This window comes from Paenarthrobacter sp. AT5, from assembly GCF_032764245.1.
In the GTDB taxonomy this organism is placed as follows: domain Bacteria; phylum Actinomycetota; class Actinomycetes; order Actinomycetales; family Micrococcaceae; genus Arthrobacter; species Arthrobacter ureafaciens.
The window spans coordinates 2,236,956-2,252,083 of the sequence record NZ_CP136441.1; the positions used below are offsets into that span (position 1 = coordinate 2,236,956).

At 64.2% G+C, this 15,128-nt stretch carries 14 protein-coding genes; 11 read left to right on the forward strand and 3 right to left on the reverse strand.

The window, feature by feature from the left end:
- Positions 1-13: 13 nt before the first annotated feature.
- The 4 genes from RI444_RS10235 (at position 14) to RI444_RS10250 (ending at position 3,806) form a co-directional block, all read left to right on the forward strand.
- A complete protein-coding gene (locus RI444_RS10235) occupies positions 14-1,048 on the forward strand; it encodes an AAA family ATPase (protein WP_062096788.1) in 1,035 nt (344 codons plus the stop codon).
- Between the two features lie 136 nt (positions 1,049-1,184).
- Positions 1,185-1,607 (forward strand): hypothetical protein, encoded by a 423-nt coding sequence (locus tag RI444_RS10240; RefSeq protein WP_062096789.1) that lies wholly within the window; start codon positions 1,185-1,187, stop codon positions 1,605-1,607.
- Between the two features lie 120 nt (positions 1,608-1,727).
- The gene (locus tag RI444_RS10245; protein WP_207604750.1) at positions 1,728-2,525 is read left to right on the forward strand and encodes a GAF and ANTAR domain-containing protein; all 798 of its coding nucleotides are present in this window, start codon (positions 1,728-1,730) and stop codon (positions 2,523-2,525) included.
- Between the two features lie 222 nt (positions 2,526-2,747).
- The gene (locus RI444_RS10250) at positions 2,748-3,806 is read left to right on the forward strand and encodes a serine hydrolase domain-containing protein (protein ID WP_225740032.1); all 1,059 of its coding nucleotides are present in this window, start codon (positions 2,748-2,750) and stop codon (positions 3,804-3,806) included.
- A gap of 18 nt (positions 3,807-3,824) precedes the next feature.
- Here RI444_RS10250 and RI444_RS10255 read toward each other — a convergent pair whose 3' ends face one another.
- Positions 3,825-4,454, reverse strand: coding sequence for a nucleoside/nucleotide kinase family protein (locus RI444_RS10255; protein WP_242703091.1), 630 nt, complete (start codon positions 4,452-4,454; stop codon positions 3,825-3,827).
- A gap of 3 nt (positions 4,455-4,457) precedes the next feature.
- Positions 4,458-5,207, reverse strand: a complete 750-nt coding sequence (locus RI444_RS10260; RefSeq protein ID WP_021472234.1) for a dienelactone hydrolase family protein — start codon at positions 5,205-5,207, stop codon at positions 4,458-4,460.
- 212 nt (positions 5,208-5,419) lie between these two features.
- On the opposite strand from RI444_RS10260, the gene RI444_RS10265 reads away from it, so the two are divergent.
- Both RI444_RS10265 and RI444_RS10270 read left to right on the forward strand, forming a co-directional pair.
- Entirely contained in the window at positions 5,420-7,135 is a 1,716-nt protein-coding gene (locus tag RI444_RS10265) for a thiamine pyrophosphate-binding protein (protein ID WP_207604751.1), read from the forward strand.
- Positions 7,136-7,166: 31 nt separating this feature from the next.
- Positions 7,167-8,081: a PaaX family transcriptional regulator C-terminal domain-containing protein gene (locus RI444_RS10270; protein ID WP_227471359.1), complete on the forward strand. Its 915-nt coding sequence runs from the start codon at positions 7,167-7,169 to the stop codon at positions 8,079-8,081.
- A 94-nt stretch (positions 8,082-8,175) separates the two neighbouring features.
- Here RI444_RS10270 and RI444_RS10275 read toward each other — a convergent pair whose 3' ends face one another.
- Positions 8,176-8,574 carry a RidA family protein gene (locus RI444_RS10275; RefSeq protein WP_021472237.1) on the reverse strand — a complete coding sequence of 133 codons (399 nt, stop codon included), beginning with the start codon at positions 8,572-8,574 and terminating at the stop codon, positions 8,176-8,178.
- Positions 8,575-8,716: 142 nt separating this feature from the next.
- Here RI444_RS10275 and RI444_RS10280 point away from each other — a divergent pair, with 142 nt between their 5' ends.
- The 5 genes from RI444_RS10280 to RI444_RS10300 are packed head-to-tail and all read left to right on the forward strand — an operon-like array spanning position 8,717 to position 15,126.
- Positions 8,717-9,553, forward strand: coding sequence for a fumarylacetoacetate hydrolase family protein (locus tag RI444_RS10280; RefSeq protein WP_021472238.1), 837 nt, complete (start codon positions 8,717-8,719; stop codon positions 9,551-9,553).
- Positions 9,554-9,605: 52 nt separating this feature from the next.
- Entirely contained in the window at positions 9,606-10,088 is a 483-nt protein-coding gene (locus RI444_RS10285) for a cupin domain-containing protein (RefSeq protein ID WP_062096795.1), read from the forward strand.
- A 2-nt stretch (positions 10,089-10,090) separates the two neighbouring features.
- On the forward strand, positions 10,091-10,963 hold the full coding sequence (locus RI444_RS10290) for an acyl-CoA thioesterase (RefSeq protein WP_021472240.1): 873 nt from the start codon (positions 10,091-10,093) through the stop codon (positions 10,961-10,963).
- Positions 10,964-11,020: 57 nt separating this feature from the next.
- Positions 11,021-12,721 (forward strand): AMP-binding protein, encoded by a 1,701-nt coding sequence (locus tag RI444_RS10295; RefSeq protein WP_062096797.1) that lies wholly within the window; start codon positions 11,021-11,023, stop codon positions 12,719-12,721.
- A 14-nt stretch (positions 12,722-12,735) separates the two neighbouring features.
- Positions 12,736-15,126 carry a bifunctional salicylyl-CoA 5-hydroxylase/oxidoreductase gene (locus tag RI444_RS10300; protein ID WP_207604752.1) on the forward strand — a complete coding sequence of 797 codons (2,391 nt, stop codon included), beginning with the start codon at positions 12,736-12,738 and terminating at the stop codon, positions 15,124-15,126.
- Positions 15,127-15,128: the final 2 nt, after the last annotated feature.

The window sequence follows — 15,128 nt, forward strand, 5'->3', positions numbered from 1 at the left end:
CTACAGTGGAGCTATGGCTACCAGCCGCAACCCGCTTGATGACCTGCGGGAGACCATTGGTCATTTGGCCAGTCAGCTTAAGCTGACCGGTTCCGAACGCGTCGATGACCTGATGGGGGACCTCATCGGCCCACGGTCTGGTCCTGCCCGTCCGCTCTCGGAAGTGCAGGCGGAGTTGGACGCCCTGATCGGGCTGGAGACGGTGAAGGAGCAGGTGCGGGCCCTCGTCGCGCTGCTCCAGGTCCAGGCCCGCCGCAAAGCCCACGGACTGCCTGAAGTGGCCACATCCCAGCACCTGGTGTTCCTCGGCAATCCCGGAACAGGTAAAACGACGGTCGCCCGGCTCCTGGCCGAGATGTACCGTGCGGTGGGGCTGCTGCAGAAAGGCCATTTGGTGGAGGTGGACCGTTCCGGCCTGGTAGGGCAATACGTCGGGGAGACTGCCATCAAGACGGACCGGGTGATTCGGCGGGCGCTGGACGGGGTCCTGTTTATCGACGAGGCATATGCGCTCGCCCCGGAGGACGGCCGGATGGATTTCGGGCCGGAGGCCATCGAAGTGCTGCTCAAACGGATGGAAGACCACCGCCACCGGCTGGTAGTGATCGTGGCCGGATATCCCCGGCTCATGGAATCCTTCCTGATCTCCAACCCCGGGCTGCGCTCCCGGTTCGCCCGCGAAATCACCTTCCCTGATTACTCCGTCGATGAACTGGAGATGATCTTCCACCGGATGCTTGAGCACCACGAGTACATGCTGGAACCAGGCGCGGACCAGATGCTTCGGCGGATTTTCTCCGGACTCCGCACGGGGGAGGAGTCCGGCAACGCGCGGTTCGCCCGCACCCTCTTTGAACAGGCACTCAATCGGCAGGCGCTGCGGCTGTCACTCGACGCGGAGCACAGCCTGGATGCGCTTGGCCGTGAGGCCGTGGTCACCCTCACCTCGGATGACATTGTTGAGGCGGCGCTGGCGTTGGGCGAGGAACCGGAGCCGGAATGCACACCGGAACCGGAGCGGCCGCGCTGGTGGCGTAGGCTCGTCTGAGAGCCTCGCGAACAAAAATCGATTTTCGTACGGCTACCTATTGATAAGGCGCCTTACAAATGGTGTCATGGTATTGGAATATATAGTTTGCCTTCCTGCCGGATCAACCAGTTACCCGCCGAGCAACGGAGCCATCATGTATGGGATTAGCGGCCCGAGCCTTCACCGGCTCACCCAGGAAACCCGGGCCTTGGGATGCCTGCACTGTGGATCCAACGAGTACGTTGCGATCGAATCAATAGATTCCCTGCCTCCGCATCCGGGTGAACTACACGTCGAGGTGGAGTACGCCTGCCGTCGTTGCCAGGGGAGCTATCAGCACAGGGCGCGCTTCCGCGACGTCGCTGCCATCCTGAACCGCACCAAGACCTTGGAGGGACTGTTCCGGTTTGCGGGGGAGTACTTCCACTGTGGTGAGGCTATGCGTGTCGAGGGAACCGGGGTCAGGAACATCCATGCCCCGTTGCCCGCCAGGGAACCGGAACTGGACGATGGCGTCAGCGTGGGTACCAGGGTCCTGAGGTGCCGCTGCGGGTTCCGTTTGGAGCTGCCCAACTAGGTGAGGCGTCTCAGGCACGGCACGGACGTCGGGTAACCAGCATCAAGTGCCGGTGAGAAGAAGCAGTGGGCGGTAGCGGTGCCACGTAGCTGTTCCACGTAACGGTGCCAGGTAGCAAGGGTGCTGATTGAAGAGCTGGTGATTTCCTACATTGGTTCCATGCCTGCCGATGAACCGCGCGTCGATGATTTGGAACTGATCGAAGACCTCCTGGTTGCTGCCAACGGCCTGCAGGACTTCGTGCAGGGGCTATGCGACGTGGCTGCGCAGGTCGCCTCCCGGGAAACCGGCATTGCGGTTGACTGCGGGATTTCCCTAAGCCGCCCCAAACGTCCGTCCGCCGTGGCGGGCAGCACCACCATCGCTGCACAGCTCATGGATGGAGAGCACGACACTCTGGACGAGGGTCCCTGCCTGGAAGCGTGGGCAACGGGATCGCGCGTCCTGGTGGGGGCTGATGCGATGGAGCAACGCTGGCCGTTGCACAGCAAGACCTTGGCCTTTGCCGGCTACGCAAATGCATTACTTGTCCCTTTCGCCTTCCGGGACGGGGCCTGCGCTCTGATGGTCTTCCTGGCGGCGACGCCGGGCGCCTTCACCGAAGACGCTACGCCGGTCATCGACAGATTCAACCACACCGCCCACCAAGCTCTGCAGATCGCCTTGAAGACGGCCGCCGGCTCGGACCTGATCAGTGATCTGCATGCCGCCATGCGGAGCAGATCCGTCATCGACACCGCGTGCGGGATGATCATGATGCAGGAGCGCTGCACTCAGGAGGAAGCGTTCAGAACGCTCCAACGAGCATCAAGCGCACGCAACAAGAAACTTCGCCTCGTGGCTGAGGAGATCCTCCGGAGGGCTAACTCTTCTGCTGTCAGGTGCCGGGAATCCGGCGTGGGAAGCAGCCGCACCTGAGTTTGTGTGAGGGTACTGACAACAGCCCGGGCGTGCGCGATACTAGGCCCATGGGCGCTGGGTCGAGCCCTGGCACTACTTTGATTACTGGTTATTCGAACGGCTGGTCATTCAATGAAACCGCCGACCCGTTTGCTGGTCCTTCCCGCCATTCTGATGGCGCTGATACTTTCCGGGTGTACGGGCTCCGAGCCGGAGCCGGCCCCCTCGCAGAGTTCACTCATGGCAACGGATACGTTGGACTACGCCATGACGTCCTTCATGAATGAGGATGCCGTAGCCGTTCTGGCTGAGGTCCGGTGGCCGGGCGGGGAGTGGTCAAAATCGTACGGAGTACGTGACCTGGACAGCAAAGAACCCGCCCGGCCCGACGACAGGGTTCCTGTAGCCAGCGTGACGAAGACCATGACCGCCGTATCGGTGCTGAAACTGGTCGATGAAGGGCTCATCGGGTTGGAGGACCCGGTCAACGGCATGCTGGAAGCCTTCCAAGCCGGGCTGAAGCCGCCCGGCCCGATCACCCTGCGGCAACTGCTCTCCCATACCTCGGGCATGCCGTCGTACGGAGAGGCTTTGTACAAAGGCATTGACGACCTGGTCCCGGTGTCCAACCAGCGGTTGTCCCTGCACCGCGTCATGGAACTCACCAGCACTTTGCCGTGGGAAGCGAGGATGGTGGGCTCGTTCCGCTATTCGGATTCCAACTACGCCGCGCTGGGACTTATCCTGGAAAAACTGCGCGGCAAGCCTTTCGCCGAAGTCCTGAGGAACGACGTCGTTGAGCCGTTGGGTCTGGTTAAAACCACGGTGGACGACCCCCTGGTCGCAGCCCCGGACCTCGTGAAGGGGTACGTCACCATTAAGGGTCATCGGGAGGAAGCGGGGGTCACCCAGGAACAACTGGGTTCGCCGTCGCATGGCGTAGTTTCGTCCGTACCCGACGTCAACGATTTCCTTGCCGGGCTTTTCACGGGCCGCCTGATCTCAGCCGGCGCCTTGGCGGAGATGAAGAGGCCGGTTGTGGGCCCCTACGGTCTGGGGTTGTTCGAATGGTCTGAGGACTGTACGGGCGCTCCGCGCTATTTCGCACGCGGCGACTTCTTCGACTTCCAGACCGTTGCCCTTAGCTCCGCCGACGGGCGCTACCAAGCGACGATGACCGTGGCTTCCCCGCCTGCCCCCACGCCCTTCGAAGATCCTGACGTGGAAAGGGAGCGGGCACTCTGGAGCGACCAAATGAGGTCAGCTTTGCTCGAGACCATGGATCGGCTCTGCCAGTAGCAATCCGCCCCCTGGAGATCATGCTGACCAGTGAATGATCAGGTCGGCGCCGGCCTTGGTCGATTCGATGAACTTCGCATTGGTTTCATCGGGCCCATTGGCCCACGCTTCAGCTGCGGCAGGGTCCATGCCGGACGCTATGTGCCGTTCGATGAGCCGCGGGATTCTCGTCTCTGGAGGCGTCTCCACGAACCAGGCCACATCAAGGCAGGCGCGTACCTTGGCCCATCGGCCTTCGGTGGCCAGAAGGTAGTTGCCCTCAACAAGGACGTATTTGACTGAGCTTGCTATGGCTATCGATGCGGCGATCGGTTCCTCCAGCCCCCTGCGATAGGCCGGCGCATAGATAACGTCCTCGTCGTTGCGGCGGAGACGCTCGAGCAGGGAAAGGAATCCGCCGACGTCGAAAGTGTCGATGGCTCCTTTTCGGTCGCGGAGCGGAGTGCCGTCGATGATCGGGGTCGCGAGGTGGAAGCCGTCCATGGGGACGACCACACCCTCGTCGCCCAACTGTTGGCTGAGGAGCCCGGCCAGTGTGGATTTGCCGGTCCCGGGAGGACCGGCGATCCCGATGATTTGGCGATCGGCGGCACGGCTGCGGATTCGGTCCGCGAGGCCTGCCGCGGTATCGAAGACCTTGGTCTGCACGGCTTAGCGCTTGAGGGTGCCGTCGAGGAGGGTCCGCAACTCCTTGAAGTGCCGCTCGGTTGCCTCGTCGTGGAAGGCCGAAGTGTCCGCCATCGTGTAGCCGTGCGGGGCCCCTTCATAGATCTCGTTCGACGCCTCAAGTCCGGAATCCGCCAAGGCTTTCCCGAGGAGGGCCACAGCGTCGGGAGCCATGCCGGGGTCCTTGTCGGCGTGGCCGAAAACGAATCGGGCGCGGGCGTTGACCAGCCCCAAATGCGGACTGTCCGCCGCGTCAGTGGCCAGGCCGCCGCCATGGAAACCACCGCAGGCGGCCACTCTTTGTGGGTGCAGGTTGGCAGTACGGACGGCCAACCTGGCGCCCATGCAGTATCCCGTGGTTCCGATAGGCCCGGGCTTGACGCCGTCCAATCCGGCCAACGCGGATACCCATGCATCGATGTCCGGCTCCGCCTTGGCCGACGTCAAGCGGCCCACCCGGGGAAAGGCGATCTTGCCCGCAGACGTTCTGCCCTCCCGGGTCCTCATGTCTCCGGCCGGTGCGAGGTCGGCTATGGTCCCTTCGCGGTAGAAGACATTCGGCGCCAGCACAACATAACCCCAGTCGGCAATGCGTTGGGCCATTTCCTCGATGCGCGGGCGGAGCCCGAACGCGTCCATGTAGAAGATGACGCCGGGAAATTCTCCGTCCCCGGTTACCGGTCGGGCGACAAAAGCCTCGGCGCTGCCGTCAGCGGCAGGAACATTGATCGACATGGGTTCACATTATCGGAGGGCTCCGGGTGTTCCGGGTCAGACTCCACATCCGGAATGTGTCGATCTATTGACGCTCGTAAAAAATGCACTATAACCTGAGTGGACACGTATCAGGGGCCAGCGCCGCAGCCCGAGGTGACTTTCACGGACCGGCGCCTGTCCGGAGTCCACTTGCTGTCCAGTTTCACATGCTATTCAAAGGAGAAAAGTCCATGACTGTTGTGACCAGCAGGCCGGAAGAGAACGGTGCGCAAGCAGTGGGCCTTCCAGTGGCCGCACCCCGGAACGTCAGTGAGCTTGTTGGCTACACGCTCGCACGGCTTGGGGCCGGGCATGTCTTTGGAGTAGTGGGCAGCGGAAACTTCGTGGTGACCAATGCGCTGCGCCGGGCGGGTGTTCCGTACACCGCCGCCCGCCATGAGGGCGGCGCTGCAACCATGGCCGACGCCTATGGACGCATGTCCGGCAAGGTAGGAGTCGTTTCCACGCACCAAGGGTGCGGTTTGACCAACGCCACCACCGGCATCGGAGAGGCGGCCAAGAGCCGAACGCCAATGATCGTGGTCACGGCAGACACAGCGGGCTCCGCCATTGGCTCGAACTTCAGGATTGACCAGGACGCGTTGGCCCGGAGCGTCGGTGCTGTGCCGGAGCGGATCCATTCACCCGCCAGCGCTGTCGCGGACACCGTCCGCGCCTATAGGACCGCCGTCAATGAACGCCGCACGGTGGTCCTGTCCCTTCCCACGGACATCCAGGCCGCACCCGTTCCGGACGGACTGGCAGAGGTTGATCCCTTGCCCCTTCCCCAGCGCATTGCCCCCTCGACGGCAGCTGCCGGGGAACTCGCCGCGCTCATCCGCAAAGCAAAGCGGCCCGTGTTCGTCGCCGGGCGGGGCGCCCGTGGAGCCGGTCCCGAAATTGCCGCCCTCGCGGAGGCGTCAGGGGCACTCGTGGCGACATCCGCCGTCGCGCATGGCCTCTTCCATGGAGACCCTTACAACCTGGGTATTTCCGGCGGTTTTTCGTCGCCGTTCACGGCCGAAACCATTTCGGGCGCCGACCTGATTGTCGGCTGGGGGTGTGCCTTGAACATGTGGACCATGCGGCACGGGTCCTTGATCGGGGATGCGGCCATGGTGGTCCAGGTAGACGTGGAAGACCGGGCCCTCGGCGCCAACCGCCCCATCCACCTTGGCGTGCTCGGCGACTGCGGGGAAACCGCAGCTGCGGTACTTGCAACGTTGCAGTCGGCTCAATACCACGCGGTTGGCCTGCGCACTCCGGACATGGCCCGGCAGATTGCCGAGCGCTCCCGCTGGAACACCGAACGCACGGAGGACCTTTCCACGCCGGATGCCCTTGACCCGAGGGTGTTGAGCCGGGCGTTGGACGGAATCCTCCCCGCGGACAGGATCGTGTCGGTAGACTCCGGCAACTTCATGGGCTATCCCAGCGCTTACCTCGCCGTCCCGGACGAGTTCGGATTCTGCTTCACGCAGGCCTTCCAGTCGATCGGGTTGGGCCTCTATACGGCTATCGGAGCAGCCAAAGCCCGGCCGGACCGCTTGCCGGTCCTCGGCGCGGGCGATGGCGGGTTCCTCATGGCAATCTCCGAACTGGAGACCCTGGTCAGGGAACGCATTCCCCTCGTGGCAATCGTGTACAACGATTCGGCCTACGGTGCCGAGGTGCACCACTTCGATGTTGACGACGCTGACCTTGACGTCGTGCGTTTTCCGCCGGTGGACATTGCATCGATCGCCCGCGGCTACGGCGCCGCAGCGATAACGGTCCGGACCGTCGGAGATCTTGCCGGCGTTGAGGAATGGCTTTCAGGGCCGCGGGATGTGCCCTTGGTGATCGACGCCAAAATTGCTTCCGATGGAGGCGCCTGGTGGTTGGCGGAAGCGTTCAAAGGCCACTGAACATCAAGAGCGGCGCGTGTGAAATATGCTGGTGAGGACCACGGCCCCAACAGAATCGAAAGCTACTCCGGTGATTGAGGTTCCCGCACCTGCGCTGCCCCAGCAGCAGCTCATCCTGACCATTTATGGTCTCTACGGGCGCCGCGCAGGCGGGCAACTGCCAATCTCAGTCCTGATCCAGATGCTGGGCGACCTCGGCCATGACGCACCTGCGGTCCGTTCTGCTGTTTCCCGCCTCAAGGCCAAGGGCGTGCTGGCCAGCGTCAAGGGCGGGGGATTGGCCCGTTACGAGCTGTCGGACGCGTCCCTGAAGCTGATCAGCGAAGGCGACGAGCGCATCTTCGCTCCAGCCCGGGCCAATCCCGGCGCACCGTGGGTCCTGGCCATATTCTCCGTCCCGGAGTCGAAACGGGAACGGCGCCACCAATTGCGTGCGGAGCTCACCAGGCTCGGTTTTGGCTCCATGGGAGCCGGAGTGTGGATTGCTCCTTCCGGGGTGCGCGAAAGCGCGCAGCAGCGCCTCGAGGCCCGCGGGCTGGACAAGTATGTGGAGTTCTTCACCGGCGACTACTCCTCGGAATCGGACATGAGGTCCAAGGTGGCCCAATGGTGGGATCTTGAGGCCTTGGGCAGTCAGATTTCACAGTTCATGGACACCTTTGGCGGTTCGCTGGAGGAATGGACCGCGCTGGTGGGCGAGGATCCCGGAGCGGCGTTCGCTGCGTCGTCGCCGGAGCTGCGCCGGAATGCCTTCCGTTACTACGTGCCGATGCTCACCTTGTGGCGGCGGTTGCCCTACCGGGATCCCGGGCTTCCCCTTGAGTACCTGCCGGTTGGATGGCAGGGTCCCGAGGCGCGCAGGATCTTCTTCGGTGTTCACCGCCTCATCGGGCCAATGGCCGAGAGCTACGCGATGTCCCTCGTGGAAGAAGCGGAAGCGGCCTGAATCACGACAAAGAGGATCCGGTAAGCCTTAGGGCTTGCCGGAGCCTCTTTGTAGTGCGGGATCTTCCGTCGTGCCGGATCTTCCGTACAGTGCCTCAGCGGTCGGCGATGACGGCGATGGCCTGGATCTCGATCATGGCTTCTTTCTGCCAAAGGCGCGTGACGCCGATGCCTGCCATGGCAGGGTACTGCGAGCCGGCCATTTCCCGCCAAATGCGCCCGATCTCCCGGCCATTGGCCATGTAGTCGTCCACGTCCGTGAGGTAGATGGTGACGTTGACCAGGTCCTCGGGCTGTCCTCCGGCTTCCCGCAGGGTGGTGAGGACGTTCGAAAACGCCTGGGTGAACTGTTCGACGATGCCGCCGGGGACGATGTTCATGTCCTTGTCCAAGGCGGTCTGGCCGCCCAGGAAGACGGCGTTCCCGGCGAGAATGCCGTGGGCGAAGCCCGATGGTTTGGGCAATGACTCCGGATTGATGGTCTTGTGCGCCATGCTGTTCCTCCTCGTTGTGGCAGCCGCAAAAAATTCTGAAAAGCCCCTGTGCAGATCAATTCCGCCGTGCTACGTTGAGCATATGTGACGATCGTAAAAAAGTCGACACATCAAGTCTCGAAACCCCGAAGGGACACATTCCATGAAACTTGCCACCCTGCGAACCTCCGGCGGACGTACGACGGCGGCACTCGCTACGGGCGACGACACCTACGTGGCGCTTCCGGCCAGTGACGTCGGTGCATTCCTTGGCCTCGAAAACTGGCGGGCCCTAGCGGAATCCGCGGAAGGGGAAGCCCTGACGGCACCCGATTTCGCAGCGCTGCTTCCCCATGCCGGCAAGGTGATCTGCTGCGGACTGAACTATGGCGACCACATCCGGGAGATGGGCCGGGAGCTTCCCGAGTACCCCACGCTCTTCGCCAAGTACGCGGACACGCTCCTGGGTGCAAACGACGCCGTGGAGATCCGCGGCAGCGGCCGCGTCGACTGGGAAGCCGAACTCGCCGTCGTCGTCGGTTCGGAGCTGTACCAGGCCGACGTTGACCAGGCACGCGAAGCGATCGCCGGGTACACGGTGGCCAACGACGTGTCCATGCGCGATTGGCAGAGCCGGACGCTGCAGTGGTTCCAAGGCAAGGCCTGGGACGCCACCACTCCCGTGGGGCCCGTGATGGTCACCCCGGACGAGGCCGGCGAAGAATTCCAGGTCCGCGGGTACGTCAACGGAGAGCTGGTGCAGGACGGCAACACCCGGACGCTCGTCTTCAGTCCCGCGCAGCTGCTGTCCTACATTTCCCAATTCACCGTCCTGCGCCCCGGCGACCTCGTCCTCACCGGGACACCCGGGGGAGTGGGCATGGGCATGAACCCGCCGCGCTTCCTGCAGGACGGGGACATCCTGGTCACCGAAATCGGCGGGATCGGACGGCTGGAGAACACGTTCCGCATCCACGCGCCCGTCCCTGCGACAGCGTGAACCCCAACAGCCTGAACCCCAGAAGCTTGTAAAAACCCAGAAGGAGAACTCCATGAGCCAGGCCACCACCGACTACCGCCTCGAAGGCGACAACTCCATCTACGCCCAGGCAGACGGCAAGGTAGTTCCTGTCGTCACCCGCGCGGGAGAAGAGGACACCAACACGGCCCAGTCAGGTGACTGCATCCGTGTTTCCGGTGTCAGCATCCAGCACACTCCGGCAACCAAGATCTGGTTCGGCCAGGTGTCCAACGTTCCCGGTTACCGTTCCCTCCCGCACCACCACGGCGAAGCGGAAACTGGCGGCTACGTCCTCCGCGGCCACGGCCGGATCTACTTCGGCGAAAACTACTCAGAGTTCATCGACATGAAGGCCGGCGACTGGGTCTTCGTGCCGCCGTTCATGCCCCACGTGGAGGCGAACATGTCTGTCACCGAGGAACTCGTGTGGCTGACCGCCCGCACTCCGGAAAACCTCGTGGTCAACCTCGACGACGTCCCGGACGAGACCCTCGCCGACTACCGCCGGGCATAACCATGATCACGGGAACCCTAACGTCGGAAACCTTCCTCCGCGCCGTAGACCTCACCGCTACGGACGCGCAGGTATTCGATGAAGCCTACGAGGCAACCACCCAGTACGTGCCGTGGCCCAAAGCCTATGGCGGGGACATGGTTGCCCAGGCCGCAGCAGCGATGATGCGCTCGGTGGACGCTGACCGGCAGCTGCATTCCATGCACAGCTACTTCATGCGGCCCGTGGATATCGGTTCCACTGTCCGGTACGAGGTGGAACGGCTGCGGGACGGCCGCGGTTACTCCACCCGAACCGTGCGGGGTTTCCAGAACGGCAAGCCGGTCTATGCCGCCATGGGATCCTTCCAGGTCCCCGAAGACGGACCCGGGTTCCAGCCCGAGGCGCCTGCCGCCGTCGAGCCTGAATCGCTGCGCACAGCCGAAGATGCGCTGGCAGGCGTGGACAGCAAGGCAGCCGAGTACTGGGCAACCGGGCGCAGCTTCGACATGCGGCACATTCCCGGTCCGCTGTACGTCCAGCTGGAAGGCGGCACCGCTCCGCAGCAAGCGATCTGGGTGAAGGCGTTCGATGCCTTGCCCGACGACCCGAACCTCCAGCGCACCGCCCTCGCGTACGTCTGCGACTACACCATCCTGGAACCGCTTCTCCGGGTCAACGGCCTCAACTGGTCCAGCCCCGGACTCGCCACCGCCAGCCTTGACCACTCCATGTGGTTCCACCGCGACGGACGCGTGGACGACTGGGTGCTCTACGCCCAGGAAGCCGTCTCCGGCCAAAGCAACCGCGGCCTGGCGATGGGCAGGTTCTTCGACCGCCAAGGGCGGCTCCTGGCCACCGTCGCCCAGGAAGGCATGATCCGCGCAGGCGCGTAGTCAGCCCCCGGCACCACCAACCCCAGCCCCAACGACGCACCACTGAAAGGAACGGCCATGAGCATGTTGCCATCGGCCCACGTGGACACGTTCACCCGCGACCACCTGCCGTCCGCCGATACCTGGCCGGCGTTCGAATTCACCCTCCCCGAACTGAACTACCCGGACCGGCTCAACGCCGCGGCCGTACTGATCGACGACGCCGTCGCCCGGTACGGTGCCGCGCGGCCGGCGCTCCGTACCCCCGACGGCGAAGTCTGGACCTACGGCGAGCTGCAGACCCACGCCAACCAAGTGGCCCAGGTGCTCACGGAGGACCTCGGTGTGGTCCCCGGCAACCGGGTGCTCCTGCGCGGACCCAACAACCCGTGGATCGTCGCGGCCTGGCTCGGCGTCTTGAAGGCCGGCGCCGTGGTGGTCACCACCATGCCCATGCTGCGCTCCACCGAGGTGGCCACGATTATCGGGCTCACCAAACCGGTGGTCGCCATCTCCGATCACCGGTTCGTGGACGAACTCGCGGTCGCGGCAGGGGAGGACGTCACCGTCCTGACCTACGGTGCTGACACGGAAACGCACGACGACGGCGACCTCACCTCCCGCTGCTTGCGCAAGAGCGGGGAGTTCACGGCAGTGGACACCGCCTCGGACGACGTTGCCCTGCTGGGACCGACGTCCGGCACCACGGGCGTGCCCAAGGTGACCATGCATTTCCACCGGGACATCCTGGCCAACGCGGACACCTTCGCCCGGTACATCCTGGAGCCCACCGAGGATGACGTGTTCGCCGGCTCGCCTCCGCTGGCCTTCACTTTCGGCCTCGGCGGACTCGTGGTCTTCCCGCTGCGGTTCGGCGCGTCGGCCCTGCTGACCGAGAAAGCCGGGCCCGTCGAACTGGCCGAGCGCGCAGCAGAAGCCGGCGCCACCGTCCTGTTCACCGCTCCCACCGCGTACCGTGCCATCCTCAAGGAGAACCGCGGCGACCTTCTGAAGAACCTCCGGGTTGCCGTCTCCGCGGGGGAGCACCTGTCCAAGGAAACCTGGGAAGCCGTCCACGAGGCCACCGGCCTGCGGCTGGTCAACGGAATCGGCGCCACGGAAATGCTGCACGTTTTCATCTCCGCGGCCGGGGACGATATCCGCCCCGGCACCACGGGCAAAGCCGTGCCCGGCTACCGGGCCACCATCCTGGACCAAGAGGGCAATGAACTTGGCCCCGGCCAGACCGGTCGCCTTGCCATCATCGGCCCCACGGGTTGCCGGTACCTGGACGATCCCCGGCAGCTGAACTACGTGGTCAACGGCTGGAACGTCACGGGGGATACGTTCTCCATGGACGAGGACGGGTACTTCACCTACCAGGCGCGCTCGGACAACATGATCGTCTCCTCCGGGTACAACATCGGCGGCCCCGAGGTTGAAGCAGCCATTGACCAGCACCCCGACGTTGTGGAGAACGCAGTCATCGGCATCCCGGATGAGCAACGGGGCAGCATCGTCTGCGCGTTCGTTGTGCTGCGTGAAGGCGTCACCGGCGACGCCGGCAAGCGCAAGGAAATCCAGGACTTCGTCAAGCGCACTATCGCCCCTTACAAGTACCCGCGCGACGTCCGGTTCGTGACCGAACTCCCGCGGAACCCCAGCGGAAAGCTGCAGCACTTCAAGTTGCGCGATCGCGTCCGTGCAGAGGACGCCTCAGGGGTTTCCACCGCGGGGAACACCCAACAACTCACCGCCGCAGGCCAGAGCCAGGCGTAGAAGGAGCAAACACCATGAAGATCGCAATCGTCGGAGGCGGCCCGGGCGGCCTGTACTTCGCAGCATTGATGAAGCAGCTGGATCCGTCCCACGACATCACCCTCTGGGAACGGAACGCCGCGTCCGACACCTTCGGGTTCGGCGTCGTATTTTCTGATGAAACCCTGGGCGGAATCGGCAACGCAGACCCAGTGGTGGCCGAGTACATGAGCCGCCGGTTCGCCCGCTGGTCCGACATCGACATCCACTTCCGCGGCGAGATGATCACCGTCGGCGGCCAGGGTTTTGCCGCCATGAGCCGCAAGGAACTGTTGGAACTGCTCCAGCGCCGCTGCATCGAACTCGACGTCGACGTCCGCTTCAGCACCATGGCCCCTGCCATCGAGGAACTCGAAGCCAACTACGACCTGGTCCTGGCCGCCGATGGCGTTAACTCCCAGATCCGCGCCAAGTACGCCGACGCGTTCGGCCCGGACCTGGACCCCCGCACCAACAAATACATGTGGCTCGGAACGGACCAAGTGTTTGAAGCCTTCAAGTTCTTCGTGAAGGAGACCGAGTGGGGCGTCATGCAGATCCACGGGTACCCGTACTCCGACGAAGGCTCCACGTTCATTGTCGAGATGCATGAGGACGTCTGGCACGCCGCGGGCTTCGATGAGACCGCCAACGAAGTCTTCCCTCCGGGTGTTTCCGATGAGAAGGCCATCGCCAAGATCCGTGAGATCTTCGCCGAGGAACTCGCCGGCTACGAGGTCCTTTCCAACAACTCCAAGTGGCTGAACTTCAACACCGTCCGCAACCAGAGCTGGCGCAAGGGCAACGTGGTCCTGGTGGGCGATGCCGCCCACACGGCGCACTTCTCCATTGGCTCCGGCACCAAGCTGGCCATGGAGGACTCCCTTGCCCTGGCTGCCTGCCTCCACGAGCACCCCACGGTGGCAGAGGCACTGGAGGCCTACGAAACCGAGCGGCGTCCCGTGGTCGCTTCCACGCAGCGTGCCGCGCAGGCTTCGCTGGAGTGGTTCGAACGCATCGGCCAGTACAAGGACCAGGACCCGACGCAGTTCGCCTTCAACCTGCTCACCCGCAGCCGGCGCATCACCCAGGAAAACCTGCGCCTGCGCGATCCTGAGTTTGCCGACGCCGTGGACCGCAACTTCGCAGAGTCCCAGGGGCTCACCGACGTCGCCCCGGCCATGTTCCAGCCGTTCCGTATTGGCGAACTCGAACTGAAGAACCGCATCGTCGTCTCCCCGATGGACATGTACTCCGCCACGGACGGCATCCCCGGTGACTTCCACAAGGTCCACCTCGGCTCCAAGGCCCTGGGCGGCGCCGGACTGGTCATGACGGAAATGGTGTGCGTCTCCGAAACCGGCCGCATCACCCCGGGCTGCAGCGGCCTCTACACCGACGAGCAGAAGGACAGCTGGAAGGAAATCGTCGACTTCGTCCACGCCCGCTCCACCGCCAAAATCGGCGCCCAGCTGGGACACTCCGGCCGCAAGGGCTCCACCAAGCTCATGTGGGAGGGCATCGACCAGCCGCTCGAGTCCGGCAACTGGACCGCCGTCGGGCCTTCCGCCCTGCCGTACGGCCCCGACAACCAGACCCCGGTGGAACTGGACCGTGCCGGGATGGACGCCATCAAGGCCGAGTTCGTCGCTGCCACGCAGCGGGCCGACGAAGCCGGCTTCGACCTCCTGGAGATCCACGCAGCCCACGGCTACCTGCTCTCCTCCTTCCTGTCGCCCGTTTCCAACCAGCGCACCGACGAATACGGCGGCAGCCTGGAAAACCGGCTGCGGTTCCCCCTGGAAGTGTTCGACGCCGTCCGCGCCGCGTGGCCGGCAAGCAAACCTGTCACGGTGCGCATCTCCGCCACGGACTGGATCGACGGCGGCAACACCTCCGACGACTCACTGCAGATCGCGAAGGCTTTCGTAGAGCACGGAGCCGCCGGCCTTGACGTCTCCACCGGCCAGGTGGCCAAGGAAGAAAAGCCCGCGTTCGGACGCAGCTACCAGACCCCGTTCGCCGACCGTATCCGGCAGGAAGTCGCCGCTCCGGCAGGCGTGGCAGTGATCGCCGTCGGCGCCATCTCCAGCTACGACGACGTGAACTCGATCCTGCTTGCGGGCCGCGCCGACCTCATCGCCCTTGGCCGCACGCACCTGTACGATCCCCAATGGACCCTGCACGCAGCAGCCGAGCAGGAATACCAAGGCCCCGGCGCCCAGTGGATTCCGCAATTCCGCGCCGGACGCCGCAAGCCACCGAGCTCACGCACCGATGCCGTACGTCCCCGCCTATCCCTCTTGAAGGAGCCCGATGCCCAAGAAACCACCAGCCACCTCCGCTGGACGCCCGCTTCCGCTGCAGCATCGGTCCTGGTGAAGTAGCC